Raw genomic sequence first — 20,878 nt, 5'->3', positions numbered from 1 at the left:
CCAGACCGGCTGAACCCGGGATTCCGTCTCGGAGCATTCAGTCGAAGATCCCGTCGAGGATGCTGCCGATGACGAGGCCTCCGAGGATGCCGCCCATGACGTCGGATCCGCCGCCGCGCCGCTCGCCGCCGCCCCAGCCCGGGCCGCCCCACTGCCCGGGATCCTGCGGTCGGGATGCATCGATGTCGCGCCGGGCGAGGTGCAGGGCTTCGCCCGCGAGGTACGCGACACGACGTGCCATCGCCATCGCCTGTTCTCGGTGGTCCTCGTCGATCACGGTGACCGTCGCCGCCGTCCCGCCGAGGAAGTGGTCGAGATCGATCCGGATGCGCTCGGATTCGGCCAGCCGAGTGCGAGCGTCGGCGCCGATCCAGCCCCGATGGCCGGCTATGACATCGCGGGCGACGGCGAGCTGCCGGTCGGCGTCGTCGATGGCGTGGTGCACGTGCTCCAGCGGTGGAATCGGACGCGCCGCGCGCTCGCGGGCCGCCGCGATCGCGGCATCAAGCCCCGCGTTCGCCTCGCGCAGCCGGCCCAGCTGGGCGAACGGGTCGGTGTTGACGCCGACCGGCGGGAGGCCCGCGAGGGCAGCCCGCAACCCGGCGATCGCGTTCGCGACACCGACGCTGTGCGGTTCCTTGAGCGCGACGGCGAGGTCCCCACGGGAGTCCTCGAGGATCGCCCCCAGCGTGGACTCGGCGCGCAGCGCCTCGACCTCGAAGGTCTCCACCGCATCGAGGAGGGTCGCCGCTCGGCGCACCGATTCGGTGGATGCCTCGAGCGCGAGGTTGGCCTGCTCGCGCTGCCCCGCCTCACGCCGCCTTTCGGCCACGCCCGCGCTGTGCTCGGCGAATCCGAGCAGCTGCTCGGCCTCGGCGGGGTTGGCCTGCACTTGGGCGAGGGCCTCTCGGGCATAGCGGGCGGCGAGCCGTTCGACGGTATCGCGGGCGTGCGGGACTCGGGAGCGCAGACGCTCGGCATCCGCTCGTACGCCGGCAATGATCTCGGGAGCCCGCCGGGCCCGGGCGATCCGGTCGGCAAGGGCGGAGGTGTGCTCGTCGAGCACGTCTTCCGCCCAGTCGCACAGCTGCACGATGCGCGCGTTGCGGGTCCGCAGTTCTTCGCGGGTGTCGGGGATGTGATCGTGATTGAGCTGGTTCAATCGGAACGCCTCGCCCAGGTGCGTGCGCACCGCGGCGAGCGCCTCGCTCAACCCCTTGGTCGAGTCGGAGCCCAGCTCCGCCTCGGCGAAGACGAGCTCGTCGGCGGTCACACGGATGCGCTCGTCGGCAGCGACCAGTGCCGTACCAGCGCGCTTCGCAAGGTCGGCGTCGTGGGCGTCGAGTTCATGCTCAACCCGTTTGCGCTTGCCCCAGAACCCGGCCATGCCTTCGATCCTATGGTCGCCGCTGGGAGGCGGCTGGCCGAAGCGGTGCGGGGAATGCTCGAACTCGTGCGGTGAGAGGCGCGGTGCTGCCGAATCACCGCGACACCTGCCGACCGCGACGAGAAGGACGCGGCATCCGCTGTGCTTCAGACGGTGCCGGCCGGAGGCCAGACGCCGATGATGACGCCCATGATGACGAGGGTCACGAGTTCGTGCGCGATGTTCATCACGGTGAGCGACCCCGGGCGACCCTCGAACGCGTCATGCGTGATGAACCTCGCCGCCGTGAACCCCGCCCAGAGGATCACCGAAGTGAACAGCGCCGCCAGCAGGTACCCGCCGCCGTAGAAGTGCCACGCGATCGTGGAGGCTCCCGCGAGCACCCATGCCGTGACGAAGCTCACGAGCACCGTCACGACGATCGGCATCACCGCGCTGGCACCGGGTCGATCCAGGTCGACGTTCGCGAGCTTCGCCCACCGCGTGCCGAACACACCTCGCGCATACCAGATCGAGCCGACGACCAGACTCGACGCCGTCGCCAGCAGGACCGCCCAGTAGTTGATCTCGGGAACCAACTTCGCCTCCTCGCCGCGGCCAGGGTCGCCCATCGCCGCTCTGCCATGTCGCTGCGCGAGAGCGTACTCCCGTCGCAGTACCCGTGGCCGACGCCGCGCCGAACGTTGCGCGCGCCGGCGGGGCAGATCGACGCGAGGCATCGCGAACGCGATCGAATAGCGTGGAGGCATGGCACGTGGACACGACCGGCGACGCTCCGACCGCAGGCGTGGCGGACATCGTCCGCCGCAACAGCGACGGGTTCCGCCGCCCCGCCCGGTCGTCGACGACGACCAGCTGCTCCAGGAGCCGCTGTTGCAGGGCCTCGACGTCGCGCTGGCGCAGCCGCACCCCCTCGCCCTGCTGAACTTCGCGAGCGGCGTGGTCGCGCTCTCCGAACCCGATCAGTTCGCCGACCTCCGCGCATCCGCCGGCGGTGCCGCTCGAGCCGACCGGGTCGAGCTCGCCGACCTCATCGAGTCGTTCCTCTCCGTGGGATTGCGTCAGACCGACGCACTGCTGCTCGTGGTCAAGGAGCTCATCGGCGACGAACTCCTGCGCCGGCGCATCCGCACCACAGTCGCCGCTCGCAAGCGCCTGGTGCCCGGCTGGCTCCTGCGGCTCGATCAGGTGCGACCGACACAGGCCGTCGAGTTCGCCCACATCCTCGGCGACGGCGAGAACGTCGTGCTCGGCGTCGACCTGCCCGGCGGTCGGCCGATGACCATCGTCGTCTTCGTCGACCACAACCTCGGCACGGTCGTGAAGGACGCCTTCGCGCTCGACGTGCCCCTCGACGACGTCATCGAGCGCCTGCAGGACATCGACGACGACCACGGTGGCGGCATTACGACTCGCGAGGCCCCGCTGGCGGACGCGCGGGCCCGCATCGAACAGGCGCTCGCGCACGGTCGCCGGCTGTTCGAACCGCTCGAGTCCGACACGTGGCCGATGACCAGACCCCTCGTCGAGTGGATGCTTCGGCTCATGCCCGAGGGCGGCGCCGGCTACTCGGTGCCCGAGTGGACGCAGGAGCAGATCGACGCCGTCGCCGCCGACTTCCTCGCGTCGACGCACGGGGCCGGGCTCGACGACGACGGTCGCGACATCCTCGACCACCTGCTCTGGTTCGGAGCCGAGTACGGCACCGGCGACCCGCTGCGACACAGTCCCGTGACCGCGGAGATCGTGCTCCTCGACCTGGTGCCGCGCAAGGTCGTCGCCGACGCCGCCTACCTCGACCGAGTTCCCGATGTGCTTCGTGCGCTCGTCCGCTACTCGCATCAGACGCGCGGCGTGCCGACCCATTACACCCGCGACACCCTCGCGGCGATCGACGAGTTCGAGCCCGAGTACCGCACCGCCATCCGCAGACCGCGACACCAGGGGCCGATGGCGCTCCTCGAACGGATCGGCGCCGTGCCGCCGCTCGGCGACGGCGATGATGATGACTTCGACGAGGACTTCGACGAGGACTTCCACGATGACGAGACGCTCGACGAGTACTTCCTGCGGTTATGGGCAGATACTGTCGGCGGCCTCGACTCCCTTCGGAACCTGGATGCCTCGCCGCTTCCTGTCGAGGAACTCGACCCGTCGGCCGTGGCCGGCGACATCCGCGATGCCGTCGCTCACGTCGGTCAGTTGGTGGCTGAGGCCTGCGACGCCCTGTACGACGAGGAGTTCCGCACGGTCTGCTATCGGATGCTGTCGCGGATCGCATCGGCCGATCCCGGGATCTTCCGGCGCAAGGGCCGGCTCGAGACGGCCGCGGCCGCCGTCATCTGGATCGCGTCCAAGAACAACGCCGCGTTCGGCGTGTACGGCGACGTCACCGTGAAGGCGATGATGGCGCAACTCGGTCTCACGGGCTCCCCCGCCCAGCGGGCTCAGCCGATGCTTGCGGCACTGGGGGTCGCGCGGCCGTTCGACTGGACGCTCCACGCCGCGCTCGGAGACCCCGAACTCCTCACCTCGAGCTATCGCCGGTGGATCGTCGAACGTCGCGACGACCTCTCGGCGTCGCTCGACGCCGACGACAGCTGAGGCGACATCCGTCGATCGGATGATTCGGGGCGGTGGCATCCGCTCACGTAGATTTGTCGAGGCTCGGCGCCCCCGAGTCCACCACCGTTGACAGTCGAGAGGAATCGATGAACGAGACACGAGCGCACGGAGTCATGGCATTCGGCGTGATCGCGATGCTGAGCCTCGGTCTCGTCGGATGCGTTCCGAGCACCGGCGCCGAGAGCAACGGCGACCCAGCCGCGAGTCACGGCGGGCGTGAAGCCGAGGTGCCCGACCTCACCGGTGAGTGGACTCAGGCCGACCCGACGTCGCCGGAGAGCTACCAGGCGGCGACCATCGAGGGTGGAACCATCGTCGTCGACTGGGTCAGCGATGGCGGTGACACCCGGTCGCTGTACTGGGCGGGAACCTTCGTCGCACCGACCGCTCCGGGGGAGCCCTACACCTGGAACTCGCAGAACGACACGGCCCAGACCGACGCAGCGCTGCTCGCCTCGAGCGACCCGACCAAGACGTTCATCTACGAGAACGGCGTCATCAGCTACGAGGTGACGGCGCTCGGAACCACGACGATGGTGGCGCTGGAGCGTGTAGAGGAGTAGGGCGCGGGCCCTTCGTCGCCGGACCGCCGACGCATCCGCTCAGCGCCTCCGCACGCCCCCGACGATCTCGTCGGCATTCGCCGCCACCCACTCCACCAGCGGCAGCGTCCGCTCCATGAGCTCTCGCCCGAGCTCGGTCAGCGAGTACTCCACCCGCGGCGGCACCTCGGGAAACGACGTGCGCGCCACGATGCCGTCGGCCTCGAGCGTGCGCAGCGTCGAGGCGAGCATCTTCTCGCTGATTCCCTGCACCTCGCGGCGCAGCTCGCCCCAGCGATGCGTGCCGTCGGTCAGCGCGAGCAGCACGAGCACGCCCCACTTGCTCATGATGTGGTCGAGCACCACGCGCGTGGGGCATCCCTCCGTGAAGACTTCGCCCGACGTCTCCCGGATCTGCGCAAGACTCACCGTCATGTGGGTACCTTACCTGAAAGTGGGTACCACCGCGATGGAAGGTATGCGCGCGACATCCGGTTGCAGATGGTGAACCTCACCCCGCTCACTCCCGGAAGGAACGACATGACCATCCTCGTCACCGCCGCCTCGGGCCGCCTCGGCCGCCTCGTCGTCGAATCGCTGCTCGCCCGCGGCGCCACCCCCGCCGAGATCGTCGCGAGTGCGCGCGACACGTCGAAGCTGACGGATGTCGCGGCACGCGGCATCCGCACCGTCGAACTCGACTACGCGCGCCCCGACACCATCGCGCCCGCACTCGAAGGCGTCGACGCCGTGCTGCTCATCTCGGGATCGGAGCCGGGCAACCGCGCCGCCTTGCACCAGAACGTGATCGACGCCGCCAGGGCCGCGGGCGTCGCGAAGCTCGTCTACACGAGCGCACCGCGGGCGACCACCGCCGACTTCGTGCTCGCCCCCGACCACAAGGCCACCGAGGAGGCCATCGCCGCCGCGGGCGTTCCCGCCGTGATCGTGCGCAACAACTGGTACACCGAGAACTACGCAGCGGATGTCGCACGCGCCGCCTCGACGGGCGTGATCACGTCGTCGGCGGCCGATGGCCGCGTGGCGAGTGCCGCCCGCGCCGACTATGCAGACGGCGCTGCCGCTGTGCTGCTCGAAGACGGCCATCTCGGCCAGGTGTACGAGTTCGGCGGCGACGTGACCTGGAGCTACGATGAGCTCGCGGCGGCGGCATCCGCTCTCGTCGGCCGCGAGGTGGTGTACCAACCGCTGACGACCGAAGCGCACGTCGCGGCGCTCGAGGCGGCCGGGCTCGACGCCGGCACGGCCGGATTCGTCGCGGCGATCGACACGGGCATCCGCGAGGGGGTGCTCGCCCACACCGACGGCACGCTGTCGCGGATCATCGGGCGGCCGACCACACCGCTCGTCGAGGGGCTTCGCGCAGCGGTCGAGGTGGAGGACGCGGCGGCCTGAACCGAGCCGACGGCCGGGCGCTGCTTCGCGGCGCCCGGCCTGCAGGCTCCCCCCGACCGCCATTGCCCACCTGACGACCCGCTGCGAGAATGACGGCATCGATGCCGATTGGAGGCGTCCATGGGATGTCGCAGCGAGCGTCGGCGCGAGCGTGAGCGGCTCGAGCGGATCCGGCTGCTCAGCGATGAAGCCGACCAGCAGCGGGACATCGCGGCAGGTCGCCTGACCACTACGATGACGAAGGCGTCGCTGCTCCTCGTGGGTGCCGGGCTCATCGCGGGCAGCTGGGCGGCCGAGCTGATCGTGCGTCCGTTCGGGTTGCTGCCGGCTGTGGCCCTGGCGTTCGCATTGGCGTCGGCCGCCGCGGCGCTCGTTTCGCTGTTCCCCCGATCGACACTCCGCCTGAAGATCCGCGAGCTGGTCGAGCAGTCGTTCGAACCCGACGCCCCCAGCCTCGCCGACCTGCAGGACCTGATCCTCGAGACCAAGACGGCCGTCGTCGAGAACCTCACGAACGACCACATACGACGGGACCGATGGGTGCGGGTCGGCTACGTCCTCCTGGGCATCGCCCTCGTCGGCGGCGCCGCGAGCCTCTCGGCGGCCCTGCTCACACCGCCGGTCACGACCTGAGCCGGAGGCGCATCGTGCCGCATGACCCGACCAACCCGATCTGTCACCACCCGCCGCGGCCATGCATCTGCGATGTCGTCGGCGTGCGGCCGCAGTCGGCGGATGACCCGTCGATCGCGCCGGCACTGCTCGCCTGGTGGGACGCGCAGCACGCGGGCGCGACGCTCGACACCGAGACGGCGTGGAAGCGCGCCCGCCCCTACTTCGCAGGCCGCACCGCTGTGTACACGTTCCCGAAGTCGCCCGAGGGCTTCATCGACCTGCTCGGCTACGCGACGCCGCTGTTCGAGCACGAGCGGTCGGTGACGTTCGACCTGTCGAAGGCCCATCACGGCGGCGGCATCAAGGTCATCCGGCCGCAGCGCGACGTCCCCGGCGACCCGCGCCCACTCACCTGAGCGCGACGCAGGAGCCTGCGCCCGCGTGCTCGATGGGGCGATCAGCGATGCGCGGCGGTGGCCGCCGGCGCGACCCCTTCCGTGCTCGACGACGTTGGACGAAACCGCCGGATGTGCCGGCTCAGGGAAGGTCGACAACACTGAGCCCAGCAGTGGCAGGTCGACCGATGGTCGTCGGATCGGTGTCAACCCCGCGCGCGCCGACCCGCCCGGCTGCGAAGGTGAGAGGAGGCAGACGGAAGGGCCGATCATGAGCGACATGAACGACGACCGCGACAGTGCGGAAACCGGCATCGGGAGCGTCGATGGCGTCTCCGGGATCGGCAGCGTCGGCACGGACTTCGGCGTTGCGGGAAGCATCCCCGAGCCGCCCGGCGTCGACGAGGAACCGGTCACGCTCGAGGACGGCGACGATCCCGACGCGATCGCGCACCGCGGCGAGTCCGGTGAGGCCTCCATCCGTCCCGACGGCGTCGGCCCCGAGGTGCGCCCGGCGAGCTGAGCGAACCGGCCGGCAGGCGAGCGGATGCCGCGCGTCTACGATCGGAGCATGAGCGACTCGAACCCGTGGTGGCGCGGCGATGATGACATCGGCGGCATCGGATTCGCCCGGTTCCTCGCCTGGTCGGGTCTCGCGATGGGGCTGACCGCACTCGTCATCGCGATCGCCGCGCCGCTTGCGGGCCAGCCCCTGCGCACCGTCTGGATCACCGGGTTCGGCGCCGCCGCGATGTGGATCGCGTACTTGGCCGTGCCCCGTTACCGCGCCGAGGGCGTGCGCCTGTCACCGGTCGTCGCGAGCGCGATGATCGTGGGCGGGCTGACGATCGTGATCATGATCTACGCCTTCGCGGCGATCGCGTTGCGGTCGGCGGGTGTCGAGCTGCCGGCGCCCGCGCACTGGGTCGACGACGGCAGTGTGGCGCCGCGCCCGGGCGAAGTCATCCAGGCCCGCGGCCCCCAGCCTGTGGGATGACACAAACGGGCACTCGGACGGGGCCGGATGCCTCGCCGAACCCTCCAGATGGCTGCTCCCGTGACGGTGCCCGGGGTTACGCTGCGAACATGAGCGAATTCCGACCGCCCGTTGCAGACCTCACCTTCGCCCTCGAGCACGTCGTGGGTTACGATGACGTCGCGCAGCTCCCGGGCTTCGAGCACGCCGACCTCGACACCGTGACCGAGATCCTCGACGAGGTCGGTGCTTTCATGGCCGAGGTGGTGGCGCCCACCAATCGCGCCGGCGACGTCGAGGGGTCGCGCCTGAATCCCGACGGAACGGTGACCACCCCCGCCGGCTTCAAGCAGGCGTACGCCGCCTTCGTCGACGCGGGCTGGGGCTCGGTGCCGCTACCCGAGGAGTTCGGCGGCGGCGGGTTCCCGCGCACGGTCGGCCTCGCCATCCAGGAGCTGACCATGTCGGCGAACATGGCGTTCGCGCTCGCGCCCCTGCTCACCCAGGGTGCGATCGAAGCGCTCCTCAACTACGGCGACGACGAGCAGAAGCAGCGCTACCTGCCGAAGATGGTCACCGGCGAGTGGGCCGGCACGATGAACCTCACCGAACCGCATGCCGGCTCCGACGTCGGCGCCCTGACCACCAAGGCCGTGAAGCGCGACGACGGCACGTACGGCATCACCGGTCAGAAGATCTTCATCACCTTCGGCGACCATGACCTGAGCGACCAGATCGTGCACCTCGTGCTCGCGCGCACGCCCGATGCACCGGCCGGCACCAAGGGCATCTCGTGCTTCATCGTGCCGAAGTTCCTCGTGAACGACGACGGGTCGCTCGGCGAGCGCAACGGCGTGCACGCCGTCGGTGTCGAGCACAAGATGGGCATTCACGGGTCGCCCACGTGCGTGCTGTCGTACGAAGACGCCACGGGGTACCTCATCGGCGACGAGAACCTCGGCATGCGCATCATGTTCGTCATGATGAACAGCGCCCGCTTGTCGGTGGGCACGCAGGGCCTCGCCGTGGCCGAGCGCGCCTACCAGCAGTCGCTCGACTACGCGACCGAGCGCATCCAGGGTCGCGCGAACGGCGCCACGCAGGACTCGCCCATCATCGACTTCCCCGACGTGCGCCGCATGCTCATGACGCAGAAGGCCTCCATTGCCGCCCTCCGCCGCATGATGCTGCTGAATGCCGTGCAGGTCGACATCTCGACGCACCACCCCGATGCCGCGACCCGCGCCCGGGCCGACGAGATCGTGGGCCTGCTCACCCCCGTCTGCAAGTCGTTCGGCACCGACCTCGGCAACGAGCTCACCTCGCTCGCGCTGCAGATCCACGGTGGCATGGGCTTCATCGAAGAGACCGGCGCTGCCCAGCACGTGCGCGATGTGCGCATCGCCGCGATCTACGAGGGCACGAACGGCATCCAGGCCGCCGACCTCGTGGGCCGCAAGCTCCCGGTGCGGGGCGGCGCGTCGGCCCTCGAGTTCATCGCCTCCATGCGCGAGCTCGACGACGAGCTCGCCGCGGCCGGCGACGAGTTCGCGTCGATCCGCGCACAGCTGAACGCACAGCTCGACACCCTCGAGCAGACCACGGCGTGGATGCTCCGCACCGGCGCCGCCGATCCGAACTCGGTGCTCGCAGGTTCCACCCCGTACCTGCGCATCTGGGGCCTCGTGGTGGGTGGTTGGCTGATGGCGAAGTCGGCGCTCGCCGCGCGCGGGCTCGACGACGACGGCATCGCCGAGGCGCAGCTGCCCCTCGCCCGCTTCTACGCCGAGCAGCTGCTGCCCGCGGCATCCGGCCTCGTGGGCGCCGTCACCGCCGGCTCGCGCGACCTGTACGCCCTCGACGCCGACGCGCTCGGCGATGTCGTGCGGCGCACGGCACGCGTCTGACCGCACTGGCGCGACAGTCGCGCCGCCCTGCGTCGCGCTCGCGCGCCGCAGGGCGCGACGGTCCGGGGCGGCGAACGCAGGATGAGCGGTGATTCAGGCCCGTATTCGGGGCCGAATCACCGCTCATCCTGTGAACGAGTGCCGCGGCATCCGCTCATGAAGAAGTCCCGCGTCAGGCCTTCGCGAGCAGCTCCAGCGTGTCGATGACGCGGTTCGAGAAGCCCCACTCGTTGTCGTACCAGGCGACGACCTTGACGTGCTTGCCCTCGACGCGGGTGAGCGCGGCGTCGAAGATCGACGAGTGCGGGTTGCCGACGATGTCGCTCGAGACGAGCGGCTCCTCGGAGTACTCGAGCACGCCCGCGAGCCCGTTCGACGCGGCGGCGCGGTAGGCCGCGAGCACCTCGTCGCGCGTGACGTCCTTCTCGACCGTGGCGTTGAGTTCGACGATCGAGCCGACCGGAATGGGCACGCGCATCGCGTCGCCCGAGAGCTTGCCGTCGAGGCCCGGCAGCACGAGGCCGATCGCCTTCGCGGCACCGGTCGAGGCGGGCACGATGTTCTCGGCGGCGGCGCGTGCGCGGCGAGCATCGGAATGCGGGCCGTCCTGCAGGCTCTGGTCCTGCGTGTAGGCGTGCACGGTGGTCATGAATCCGTGCTCGATGCCGGCGAGGTCGTCGAGCACCTTCGCGAGCGGCGCGAGCGCGTTCGTGGTGCACGAGGCATTCGAGACGATGACGTGCTCGTCGGCGTCGTACGCGTCGGTGTTCACGCCGTAGGCGAGGGTCACATCGGCGCCCGTCGCCGGAGCGCTCACGAGGACCTTCTTCGCCCCGGCGGCCAGGTGGGCTCGTGCGGCCTCGGCGTCGGTGAAGCGTCCGGTCGACTCGAGCACGAGGTCGACCCCGAGCTCACCCCAGGGCAGCTTCGCCGGGTCGCGCTCGGCGAGCACCTTGACGCGGCGGCCATCGATCACGAGCGTGTCGCCGTCGACCTCGACCTCACGGCCGAAGCGGCCGCCGACGGTGTCGTACTTCAGCAGGCGCGCGAGGGCGGCCGGGTCGGTGAGGTCGTTGACGGCGACGAGTTCGAGGTCGGCGTCGCGCTCGACGAGGGCGCGGGCGACGTTGCGGCCGATGCGGCCGAATCCGTTCACGGCGATGCGGGTCATTGCGGGGTGGTTCCTTTCATTCCGTACCCATCCACGTTCGCCGAGGCACCCCATTCGCGGAAGTGGCGAAGGCGACACCTTGCGCAAGGATCGCGCCATTTGCTCGGTGTGCAGCTCCGGAGCCCGCCTCAGTCCTCGGGGTGCGCGAACGTGTGCCGGTAGTCGGTCGGCGACGTGCCGAGGATGCGCTGGAAGTGCATGCGCAGGTTGGCGCCCGTGCCGAGGCCCACGCGGTCGGCGATCTGCTCGACGCCGAGGTCGGTGCGCTCGAGCAGCTCGCGCGCGAGGTCGATTCGGGCGCGCAGAATCCACTGCATGGGCGTGTACCCGGTGTCCTCCACGAAGCGGCGCGAGAACGTTCGCGGTGACACGTTCGCATTGCGGGCGAGGTCGGCAAGGCCGATCGCCTGATCGAGGCGGCCGAGCGCCCACTCGCGCGTGGCCGCGAACACCTCGCCGAGGGGCTCGGGCACGCTTCGCGGAACGTACTGCGCCTGGCCGCCGCTGCGGTACGGCGCGGCGACGAGCCGACGAGCGGCGTGGTTCGAGAGCCCGACGCCGTGATCGCGCCGAACGAGGTGCAGGCACAGGTCGATTCCGGATGCCGCGCCCGCCGAAGTGAGCACGCTCCCCTCGTCGACGAAGAGCACGTTCTCATCGACGCGGACGAGCGGATGCCTCGCGCGGAGCGCCCGCGTGTAGTGCCAATGCGTCGTCGCCCGCTTGCCGTCGAGCAGCCCGGTCGCGGCGAGTGCGAAGGCTCCCGTCGAGATCGCGGCGAGACGGGCCCCGCGATCGTGTGCCGCGCGGAGCCCGTCGACCACGGCCGCCGGGGCCTCCTCGCGATCGGGGTGCCGGTACCCCGGGATGAAGATCGTCTCGGCCCATTCGAACGCCTCGAGCCCGTCGGCGACATGGTACGAGAGCCCGTCGCCGCCCGTGACGGCTCCGGGTGCGGCGCCGCAGACGCGCACCTCGTACGGCATGCTCCGCCTGGTCGAGAAGATCTGCGCGGGGATGCCGACGTCGAGCGGCTTCGCCCCCTCGAGCACGAGCACCGCGACGCGATGATTCCTGCGCGACATCCGACCCTCCGATCAGCGCCAGAAGCCGTCATGCACCTCGGTCGCCTCGGGCAGGTCGGTCGGCCCGACGACCACGACCTGACGCCCGCCGTGTGCGAAGACCTCGCGACACGGCAGCTGCATGGTCGGCACGCCCTCCTGCTCGTCGACGATCGCGCGGAGGGCATCCTCGCCGAGCGCGTAGACGACGCGGGCGATGCCGCTCCAGTAGATCGCGCCGGCGCACATCGCGCACGGTTCGGTGCTCGTGTAGAGCGTGCTCGTCGCAAGCACCTCCGGCGGCAGCACCTCGGCGGCGGCACGCACGAGGTTCGTCTCGGCATGCCCGGTGGGGTCGTGACGCGTGACGACGGAGTTCAGCGCCTCGACCGTGCGGCCGTCGGCGGTCACGAGCAGCGAGCCGAACGGGTGGTCACCGCGGGCGCGGGACTCGAATCCCAGCTCGACGCAGCGGCGCAGGTGGTCGAGGTCGGTGTCGGTCACGATGGTCGAGTCGGTCATGCGAACGTGCCCCTTCTTGATCCGGGTCGGTCGGTCGCTGTCATTCTGACGCACCCGGCGGCGCCGCGAACCACGGGCCCGCAGCGTCGAGCAGATCGACGTCGCCGCGGTCGCCGAGCATCTCCCAGCGTTGCAGCGACACCGGCACGTTGCCGTTGCGCCACACGAAGTCGTGGAACTTGCGCAATGAGAACGGCCCGCCGTCGAGCTGCGCGGCGACCGCGGCATCCGTGAGCAAGCGCTGCACCTCGAGCTTGCCGACGTGGTACGCCATCGCGAGGCCCGGGGTTGCCACGTAGGTCGACGACTCCTCGGTCGCGGTTTCGACGTCCATCGGCACCAGCCGCACGAAGAAGTCGACGGCATCGTGCAGCGAGAACACGCCAGTCGCGAGGTTCACGTCGACGACGACGCGCAGCGCCCGAAGCCGCATGAAGTTGTGCACGATGATCTGCGAGTGCGGGGCGTCGGCGAAGAGCCCGGCCGTGAGCATGAGCTCCTCGTTGTAGTGCGCGATGCCCTCGTTCGCCACGGAGTCCACGAAATGCCGGCGAGCCGGGTTCGGCTGTGCCCACGAGAGCGCGAGCTGCTGGCTGTGCGCGCCCTCGTGGATGATCCCGAGCCGCGGGTCGCGTGCGTTCGCGGCGTCGAAGTACGGCAGGCCTTCTGCCGGGGCGGGCACGTACGACGTGGCGTCGTCGCCGCGACGGCGGATGCTCGTGAGGTCGTCGTTCACGCCCAGGAACGCGATCGGTTCGAGGTACGGCGGCGTCGGAGCGAAGCGGTAATGCCGCAGCGACGACGGCTGGCTCAGCAGCCCCGCCTCCTCGTAGAACGCCCGCACCTCCGTCTCGCGCGCGGCCTCGTCGGCGACCTCGGCGGCCGCGTCGACCGCGATCGGCGGCTCGGGCAGGTCGCGGTACCCGTTGCGGGTGACCGTCTCGGCGACGACGCTGCGCCGGTAGTCCTGCATGGCGGCGCGCACGAGCTCTTCCGGCTCGGCGGCCACGAGCGCGACGTGCCGCAGGTACCAGACGAAGGCGTCGCGTCCCACGATCACGTCGGGCCCCAGGCGGTCGGCGGATGCCTCGAGCCAGCCGCGGTAGCGCTCGAGCGCCTCGCTCGCCGCGGGTTGGGCCTCGGCGAACGCGGCGGCGGTCGCGGCATCCGTGAACGGAACGAGCTCGGTGACCGACCGTGCGAGCCGGCCGCCGATGCCGCCGAGCTCGGCCGCGGCGACCCGCGCGAGCGTCGCGACCCCGCCCCGCTCGAGGTTCGCGATGGCCTGGTCGACCGCGGCCGGAATCGCCTCGAGCACGCGCACGAGGTCGGACTGTCGCGCTGCGTCGAACGGCGGCGGCGGGAGCAGCAGGTCGAACCACGGCCCGAGGAGCTGCGAGGTGAGGAACGCGGCGTCGCGCTCCCAGTTGCGCAGCACCACGAGCTCCCAGTGCACTCGCGCGAGGGCCGCGCCCAGGAGGCGATGGTCGACCTGCGCGGCGACCGGCACCGCACCGAGGCGGTCGGCGTCGATCGCGCGCCAGCGATCGGCGAACCCGCCGAGCGCGAGCCGGAACTCGTCGATCGCGCCCGCGTCGAACCGCGGCTGCCAGCCGGCCGGGCGTTCGACGCGTGGGATGTCGTCGGAGGTGCGGAACGACGTGGCATCCCGCCATTCCCAGAACTCCGCCGCCAGCTGTTCGAGGTCGGTAGCGAGTGAGGCCATACCGCCACGCTAGACCCGCCCGCCGATGACGCCCGCGGTGCCTGGAACAGCGAGGCGCCCTTGCGCACTGCCGCTCGCCCGCGTTGACTGGGGCGATGCGCGTCGTCATCGCCGGAGGCCACGGCAAGATCGCCCTCATCCTCGAACGCCTGCTCGCCGAAGCCGGTCACGAACCGGTTGCGATCATCCGCAACCCCGACCATCGAGGCGACGTCGAGGCGACCGGCGCGGCCGCGGTCGTGCTCGACCTCGAGGAGGCATCCGTCGACGAGGTCGGACAGGTGCTCGAGAACGCGGATGCCGCGGTGTTCGCCGCGGGTGCCGTCCCGGGCAGCACCGCCGAACGCAAGTTCACCGTCGACCGCGACGCCGCCATCCTGCTGGCCGACGCCGTCGAGGCCGCCGGTGTGCCGCGGTTGGTCGTCGTGTCGGCGATCAACACCGACCGCTTCGACCCCGAGTCGGACGAGATCTTCCAGCTCTACCTGCGAGCGAAGAGCGAAGCGGATGCCTCGGTGCGCGGCCGCGACCTCGACTGGACGGTCGTGCGCCCCGGCTCGCTCACGAACGACCCCGCCGCCGGGCGCATCCGTGCCGCTCGCACGATCCCGGGCGGCGGTTCGATCCCCCGGGCGGATGTCGCGGCGACGATCGCTGCCGTGCTCGAGACCGGCGCGGCATCCCGCACCCAGTTCGAGCTCGTCGCGGGAGACGACCCGATCGACGCGGCGCTCGCGCAGTTGGCGACCGGTCCCTGAGCTTGCCGAACGGCGGACGCGGCTCGACCGCCGGAGGTCGCCGCTAGCCTTGGCGCATGGGCATCACGTCCACGTTCCGCGCGACGAAGCGCGTGCCGATCCTGCAGGTGCTGAAGTCGGCGGTCGCGACGATCGCCGCGTGGCTCGTCGCGGGGTGGCTGATCCCCGGCCCGCTGCCCGTGTTCGCCGCCATCGCGGCGCTGCTCGTGGTGCAGCCGAGCGTGAACCAGTCGCTGGGCAAGGCGGTCGAGCGCTCGATCGGCGTGATCCTGGGCGTGCTCGTCGCGACGGCCATCTCGCTCGCGCTCGGGCTGAGCATGTGGATCATCCTGCTCGCGATCGTCGTCGCGATGCTCATCGCCTGGGCGCTGAAGATGACGCCCGCAACCGCCAACCAGGTCGCGATCAGCGCGATGCTCGTGCTCGCGCTCGGTGCGTCCTCGCCCGAGTACGCGGTCGACCGAGTGCTCGAGACGCTCATCGGCGCCGCGATCGGCATCGTCGTCAACGCGCTCATCGTGCCGCCCGTCGCGGTGGCGCCGGCGAGGGAGCAGCTCGCGCGCCTCGGCGGCGAGCTCGCGGCATCCGTCGACCGCCTCGCCGACGCCCTCGAGCACCGGAGGTCAGCGGCAGAGCTCGGCGCGCTCATGATCGAGGTGCGGCTGCTGCGACCGATGCGGGATGCGGCGGATGTCGCGATCGACGACGGCGAGGAGTCGCTCACCCTGAACCCGCGCCGCTCGGCGCACCGCGAGGAGCTCGTGCGGCTGCGCGACCTGCTCGGGCGGCTGGGTCCCATCGTGACGCAGGTGATCGGGATGACGCGCGCATTCGCCGACCACTACGACGACGCGTTGCACGAGGAGCCGACGGTGCGGGCGATCGCCGAGCAGCTGCGCCGGGTCGCCCACGATGTGCGCCTCGCCGCGCGCGTCGCCGAACCCGAGCCCGAAGCCCCCACGGCGGCGACGCCGGCGCTCACGTCGGCACTGGTCGTCTCGCCGCCGAGGTCGGGGCACTGGATCCTCGTCGGCTCGCTCATGGAGGATCTGCGCCGCATCCGCGAGGAACTCGTCGCCGAGTAGCAACCCGCGGCGCGGGAGGCACCCGGTTCGCGCAGAAGGCCATGTGCTCCGACTTCCTCCGGCGGCGACAACCGCATCCCTAGAATGGGCGCGTGCTCACCGCCGTCATCCTCGTCGCGATCCTCCCGGCGTTCCTGATCCTCGGGCTCGGGATCGTCGCGCGCGCCGTGGCCGCGCAGCGGGTGACCCCGCCCGTCGTGCAGTATTCACCCGAACGGGGGAGCACGGTGCTGCGCGACGCGCTGCTGGTGGACGCCGACCGGCGGGCGGCATCCGCTGCGCTCATCGACCTCGCCGTGAAGCGCAAGGTGCGCCTGCTCGCCGGCGGCTCGAAGCGGGAGCCCATCGGCGTCCTGATGATGCCGAACGTCGTGCTCACCGCCGACGAGATCGCCCTGCTCGAGGCGCTGTTCGGGCCCGAGCACACGCACGGGCGGGTGCGGCGGTTCTCGACGGACCGCCGTGCACTCGCCGCCCGCCTGCGCACCGTCGTGCAGCACACCGAGCACGCGCTCGCACGCGACGGCCTCGTGGCCGAGCGTCGCGTCGCCTGGCCGGGCATGACCCTCACCGTGCTCGCCTACCTCGGCATGCTCGTCGAGGCGCTGTTCATCGTGTTCGCGCTCTTCGCGACCGACTGGCCGGCACTCGCCGCGACGATCATCGCCCTCGCGGCCACCATCGCGACGATCGTCGTGACCCCGTCGTCGTGGCGGCGCTTCCTGCCGCCGGCGCGTTCCCGACGCGAGCACCTCGAGGGGCTTCGCCAATACCTCGCGCTCGCCGAGGCCGACCGGCTGCGGGTGCTGCAGTCGCCGACCGGCGCCGACCTCGTCGCAACGGATTCCGAACCGCTCGCGAGGTTCCACCTGCACGAACGGCTGCTCCCCTATGCGGTGCTCTTCGGTCTCGAGCGCGAGTGGATCGCAAGGCTCCGGCTGGAGCACGCCGCGCTCGACCGGAACAGCCTCGACACGCTGGGCGCCGCGATCGACGTCACCTCCGACATCGCCCTCGCACTCGAGGCCGCCGGCAGCGCGCTCGAGCTCACCGCCGCCGTCGGCGATCTGTTCGATGCCGGCGGAGTCGTGCTCGACGGCGTCGGAGGGGTCTTCGAGATCTTCAGCGCATGACGAGCGAGGAATCGATCGCCGTCGATGTCGACGGCACTCCGGTCTCCGCGGTGTACGCACGGCCGGCGGATGCCTCGGCCACGATCGTCGTGGCGCACGGAGCGGGGGCGGGCATGGAGCATCCGTTCATCTCGGGCTTCACGCGAGCGATGAACGACGTCGGTGTCGCGACGCTGCGTTTCAACTTCCCGTACCGGGAGGCGGGCCGGCGGTTCCCCGATCGGCCGCCGGTCGCGATCGCGACCTGGCGCGCGGTGGCGGATGCCGCGGCTGAGCGAGCAGGCGAGTCGGTCGGGCCGGGCGGGCCGGGCGGGCCGGGCGAGCCGGGCGGGCCGGGCGAGCCGATCTGGGCGTCGGGCAAGTCGTTCGGCGGACGCATGGCGTCGATGGCCGTCGCCGACGGGATGCCCGCGGCGGGCCTCGTGTACCTCGGCTACCCGTTGCATCCGCCCGGCAGGCCCGAGAAGGCGCGCGACGAGCACCTGCCCGGCATCACCGTGCCGATGCTGTTCCTGCAGGGAAGGAACGACTCGTTCGCGATCCCGAACGAGCAGCTCGACGAGCTCGTCACGCGCATCGGGCCGACCGCGACGCTCGAGTGGATCGAGAACGCGAACCACTCGTTCGAGGTGAAGGGCGCGAAGCGCCCGGCAGCCGAGATCGGCGCCCGGGCGCGAAGCGCCCGGCAGCCGAGATCGGCGCCTCGCTCGCGCCGCGCGTCGCCGCGTTCCTGCGCGCCCGCGGCCCGGTCGAGTAGCGCCGCGCCGCAGTGCGACCCTCGCTGGTCCAGTAGCGCCGGGGGCAAGGCTCGACGCATGACGCATATCGAGCCCGCGGCGGGGCCGGCTGGGCTCTTGCGACTGCCCTCGACACGCGTTCCGCAGGATGAGAGCCGCTTCACGGCTCTGGGAAGGGGTGTTCGAGCTCTGGTCCTGCGAACACCCGAGAAGCGGAGCCCGCCAGGTGACCGGATGTCACGGGGTCGGCCGGGCCAGGCCGACCAGAACCAGCGGCGCTCGAGGCACTCGAGGCGCTCGAAGCGCTCGAAGCGCTCGAACACGCCGAGACGCTCCGAAGCGCCCGGCGCCTCGCTCGCACCGCGCGTCGCGGCGCTCCTCTCAGCGAACCGGCGCGCCGGCGCCGACGTACGCGGCGAGATGCCGGGCGGTGAGCGTCGCGGCATCCGTCGACGCCGACTCCACGAGCGCACGCGGCGTTCCCTCGAACACGATGCGGCCGCCGTCGTGGCCGGCGCCAGGGCCGAGGTCGATGATCCAGTCGGCGTGCGCCATCACGGCCTGGTGGTGCTCGATGACGATGACCGAGTTGCCGTCGTCGACGAGCCGGTCGAGCAGGGCGAGGAGCTTGTCGACGTCGGCGAGGTGCAGGCCCGACGTCGGCTCGTCGAGCACGTAGATCGAGCCGGCCTTCGCCATGCTGATCGCGAGCTTCAGGCGCTGGCGCTCGCCGCCCGAGAGCGTGTTCAGCGCCTGGCCGAGGCCGAGGTAGCCGAGGCCGACGTCGGAGAGCCGGGCCAGGATCGCCCGGGCCTGCTTCTCTTCGAAGAACTCGAGGGCCGCATCGACCGAGAGGTCGAGCACCTCGCTGATGTTCTTGCCGCGCAGCGTGTACTCGAGGACCTCGGCGGTGAACCGCTTGCCGCCGCACTCCTCGCAGACCGACGCGACACCGGCCATCATCGCGAGGTCGGTGTAGACGAGTCCGATGCCCTTGCAGTTCGGGCAGGCACCGGCGGAGTTGGCGCTGAACAGCGCGGGCTTGACGCCGTTGGCCTTCGCGAACGCGGTACGGATGGTGTCGAGCAACCCCGTGTAGGTCGCGGGGTTCGAGCGGCGCGAGCCGCGGATCGGCGACTGGTCGACGACCACGACGTTCTCGTGGTTCGGCACGTTGCCGTGGATGAGCGACGACTTGCCCGACCCGGCCACGCCCGTCACCACCGTGAGCACGCCGAGCGGCACGTCGACGTCGACGGACTGCAGGTTGTGCTGGCGCGCATCGCGGATCGAGAGCCGAGCGGATGCCTCGCGCACGGCCTCGCGAAGCCGGGCCCGGTGGTCGAGGTGCCGGCCCGTGAGGGTGTCGCCCGCGCGGAGGCCCGCGACATCCCCCTCGAAGCAGATCCTGCCGCCCGCCGCGCCCGCGCCCGGACCGAGGTCGACGACGTGATCGGCCATCTCGATGACCTCGGGCTTGTGCTCGACCACCAGCACGGTGTTGCCCTTGTCGCGCAGGCGGATGAGCAGCTCGTTCATGCGCTGGATGTCGTGCGGATGCAGGCCCACCGTGGGCTCGTCGAACACGTAGGTGATGTCGGTGAGCGCCGAGCCGAGGTGCCGGATCATCTTCACGCGCTGCGCCTCGCCGCCCGAGAGCGTGCCCGACGTGCGGTCGAGGCTGAGGTAGCCGAGCCCGATCTCGACGAACGAGTCGATCGTCTGCCTGAGGTTCTCGACGAGCGGGCCGATGGCCGGGTCGTCGAGGTCGTCGAGCCAGACGGCGAGGTCGGAGATCTGCATCGCCGCGGCATCCGCGATGTTGATGCCCTTGATCTTCGACGAGAGCGCGGCCTGGTTCAGGCGCGAGCCGCCGCACTCGGGGCAGGCTGTGAACGTGACGGCGCGGTCGACGAACGCGCGGATGTGCGGCTGCATCGCGTCGCGGTCTTTGGAGAGCATGCTCTTCTGCACCTTGGAGACGAGCCCCTCGTAGCTCATGTTGATGCCCTGCACCTTGACCTTGGTCGGTTCCCGGTAGAGGAAGTCATGGAGCTCCTGGTCGGAGTAGTCTCGGATCTTCTTGTCGGGGTCGAGGAACCCGCCCTCGGAGTAGATGCGCACCATCCAGCCGTCGGCCGTGTAGCCGGGGATCGTGATGGCGCCCTCGGCGAGCGACTTGTCGCGTTCGACGAGTTCGTCGACGTCGATGTCGTTGACCTCGCCCATGCCCTCGCAGCGGGGGCACATGCCCTGCGGCACGTTGAAGCTGAAGTGGAAGCTCGGTCCTACGTGGGGCTGGCCGAGGCGCGAGAAGATGATGCGGAGCATCGCGTGGGCGTCGGTCGCGGTGCCGACGGTCGAGCGGGAATTCGCGCCCATGCGCTCCTGGTCGACGATGATCGCCGCTGACACGTTGCGCAGGCTGTCGACCTCGGGTCGCGACGGCGAGGCCATGAACGACTGCAGGAACGCCGAATAGGTCTCGTTGATGAGCCGCTGCGACTCGGCCGCGATCGTGCCGAACACGAGGCTCGACTTGCCTGAGCCCGACACTCCCGTGAACACCGTGAGGCGTCGCTTCGGGATGTCGAGCGAGACGTCTTTCAGGTTGTTCTCCCGCGCACCGCGAACCTCGATGAGGTCGTGCCCGTCGGCGAGGGGCAGCACTGTGGAGATGGGCACCGTGGAGATGGGCACCGTGGCGATGTGCTCTGTGGCGATGTGCTCTGTGGCGGTGGGCACAGTGGCGATGTGCTCTGGCGGGGTCATGAGAAACGAGTCTGGCATGCACCGCCGACATGCGGCAGGGGCATCCG

The 20,878-nt window shown here is 70.7% G+C and carries 19 protein-coding genes and 1 pseudogene; 12 read left to right on the top strand and 8 right to left on the bottom strand.

The features are described from left to right. Positions 1-37 precede the first annotated feature (37 nt). Positions 38-1,387, bottom strand: coding sequence for a hypothetical protein (locus tag ACFWN7_RS07705; protein ID WP_376938188.1), 1,350 nt, complete (start codon positions 1,385-1,387; stop codon positions 38-40). A gap of 146 nt (positions 1,388-1,533) precedes the next feature. Further along, positions 1,534-1,965 (bottom strand): DUF1761 domain-containing protein, encoded by a 432-nt coding sequence (locus tag ACFWN7_RS07700; RefSeq protein WP_376938270.1) that lies wholly within the window; start codon positions 1,963-1,965, stop codon positions 1,534-1,536. A 169-nt stretch (positions 1,966-2,134) separates the two neighbouring features. Here ACFWN7_RS07700 and ACFWN7_RS07695 point away from each other — a divergent pair, with 169 nt between their 5' ends. Then, the gene (locus ACFWN7_RS07695) at positions 2,135-3,991 is read left to right on the top strand and encodes a DUF6398 domain-containing protein (RefSeq protein ID WP_376938186.1); all 1,857 of its coding nucleotides are present in this window, start codon (positions 2,135-2,137) and stop codon (positions 3,989-3,991) included. 107 nt (positions 3,992-4,098) lie between these two features. Beyond that, positions 4,099-4,575, top strand: a complete 477-nt coding sequence (locus tag ACFWN7_RS07690) for a hypothetical protein (protein WP_376938185.1) — start codon at positions 4,099-4,101, stop codon at positions 4,573-4,575. Between the two features lie 39 nt (positions 4,576-4,614). Here ACFWN7_RS07690 and ACFWN7_RS07685 read toward each other — a convergent pair whose 3' ends face one another. Then, positions 4,615-4,989, bottom strand: a complete 375-nt coding sequence (locus ACFWN7_RS07685) for a winged helix-turn-helix transcriptional regulator (RefSeq protein WP_376938184.1) — start codon at positions 4,987-4,989, stop codon at positions 4,615-4,617. A gap of 105 nt (positions 4,990-5,094) precedes the next feature. Here ACFWN7_RS07685 and ACFWN7_RS07680 point away from each other — a divergent pair, with 105 nt between their 5' ends. The 6 genes from ACFWN7_RS07680 (at position 5,095) to ACFWN7_RS07655 (ending at position 9,863) form a co-directional block, all read left to right on the top strand. Then, positions 5,095-5,970, top strand: coding sequence for an SDR family oxidoreductase (locus ACFWN7_RS07680; protein WP_376938182.1), 876 nt, complete (start codon positions 5,095-5,097; stop codon positions 5,968-5,970). 120 nt (positions 5,971-6,090) lie between these two features. Further along, entirely contained in the window at positions 6,091-6,603 is a 513-nt protein-coding gene (locus tag ACFWN7_RS07675) for a hypothetical protein (RefSeq protein WP_376938181.1), read from the top strand. 14 nt (positions 6,604-6,617) lie between these two features. Continuing rightward, the gene (locus ACFWN7_RS07670) at positions 6,618-7,001 is read left to right on the top strand and encodes a hypothetical protein (RefSeq protein WP_376938180.1); all 384 of its coding nucleotides are present in this window, start codon (positions 6,618-6,620) and stop codon (positions 6,999-7,001) included. Positions 7,002-7,251: 250 nt separating this feature from the next. Further along, positions 7,252-7,503 carry a hypothetical protein gene (locus ACFWN7_RS07665; RefSeq protein WP_376938179.1) on the top strand — a complete coding sequence of 84 codons (252 nt, stop codon included), beginning with the start codon at positions 7,252-7,254 and terminating at the stop codon, positions 7,501-7,503. A gap of 48 nt (positions 7,504-7,551) precedes the next feature. Then, the gene (locus ACFWN7_RS07660; protein ID WP_376938178.1) at positions 7,552-7,977 is read left to right on the top strand and encodes a hypothetical protein; all 426 of its coding nucleotides are present in this window, start codon (positions 7,552-7,554) and stop codon (positions 7,975-7,977) included. An 89-nt stretch (positions 7,978-8,066) separates the two neighbouring features. Next, a complete protein-coding gene (locus tag ACFWN7_RS07655; protein ID WP_376938177.1) occupies positions 8,067-9,863 on the top strand; it encodes an acyl-CoA dehydrogenase in 1,797 nt (598 codons plus the stop codon). Positions 9,864-10,035: 172 nt separating this feature from the next. Here the strand turns inward: ACFWN7_RS07655 and gap are convergent, their stop codons facing one another. The 4 genes from gap to ACFWN7_RS07635 form a co-directional block, all read right to left on the bottom strand. After that, positions 10,036-11,034, bottom strand: a complete 999-nt coding sequence (gene gap / locus ACFWN7_RS07650) for a type I glyceraldehyde-3-phosphate dehydrogenase (protein WP_376938176.1) — start codon at positions 11,032-11,034, stop codon at positions 10,036-10,038. Positions 11,035-11,162: 128 nt separating this feature from the next. Then, positions 11,163-12,119 (bottom strand): GlxA family transcriptional regulator, encoded by a 957-nt coding sequence (locus ACFWN7_RS07645; protein WP_376938175.1) that lies wholly within the window; start codon positions 12,117-12,119, stop codon positions 11,163-11,165. Between the two features lie 12 nt (positions 12,120-12,131). Then, complete coding sequence (locus ACFWN7_RS07640) at positions 12,132-12,620, bottom strand: nucleoside deaminase (RefSeq protein WP_376938174.1); 489 nt, start codon at positions 12,618-12,620, stop codon at positions 12,132-12,134. 40 nt (positions 12,621-12,660) lie between these two features. Beyond that, positions 12,661-14,346: a DUF885 family protein gene (locus tag ACFWN7_RS07635; RefSeq protein ID WP_376938173.1), complete on the bottom strand. Its 1,686-nt coding sequence runs from the start codon at positions 14,344-14,346 to the stop codon at positions 12,661-12,663. A gap of 95 nt (positions 14,347-14,441) precedes the next feature. Between ACFWN7_RS07635 and ACFWN7_RS07630 the strand changes: the two genes are divergently transcribed. From ACFWN7_RS07630 to ACFWN7_RS07615, 4 genes and pseudogenes are all read left to right on the top strand, one after another. Further along, positions 14,442-15,104 (top strand): NAD(P)H-binding protein, encoded by a 663-nt coding sequence (locus tag ACFWN7_RS07630; protein ID WP_376938172.1) that lies wholly within the window; start codon positions 14,442-14,444, stop codon positions 15,102-15,104. A 56-nt stretch (positions 15,105-15,160) separates the two neighbouring features. Beyond that, a complete protein-coding gene (locus ACFWN7_RS07625; RefSeq protein WP_376938171.1) occupies positions 15,161-16,189 on the top strand; it encodes an aromatic acid exporter family protein in 1,029 nt (342 codons plus the stop codon). A 92-nt stretch (positions 16,190-16,281) separates the two neighbouring features. Next, complete coding sequence (locus ACFWN7_RS07620; protein WP_376938170.1) at positions 16,282-17,322, top strand: DUF2207 family protein; 1,041 nt, start codon at positions 16,282-16,284, stop codon at positions 17,320-17,322. Beyond that, positions 17,319-18,079, top strand: a pseudogene (locus ACFWN7_RS07615) (alpha/beta family hydrolase). Before ACFWN7_RS07620 ends, ACFWN7_RS07615 begins: the two are co-directional and overlap by 4 nt. Before the next feature lie 361 nt (positions 18,080-18,440). On the opposite strand, the gene ACFWN7_RS07610 reads toward ACFWN7_RS07615, so the two are convergent. Then, positions 18,441-20,729, bottom strand: coding sequence for an ATP-binding cassette domain-containing protein (locus ACFWN7_RS07610; protein WP_376938268.1), 2,289 nt, complete (start codon positions 20,727-20,729; stop codon positions 18,441-18,443). Between the last annotated feature and the right edge of the window lie 149 nt (positions 20,730-20,878).

Origin of the sequence: Agromyces sp. NPDC058484 (assembly GCF_042720415.1) — a bacterium.
GTDB lineage: Bacteria > Actinomycetota > Actinomycetes > Actinomycetales > Microbacteriaceae > Agromyces.
The sequence above is the reverse complement of the archived record's forward strand: the minus strand, read 5'-3'. Positions and strand labels throughout refer to the sequence as shown.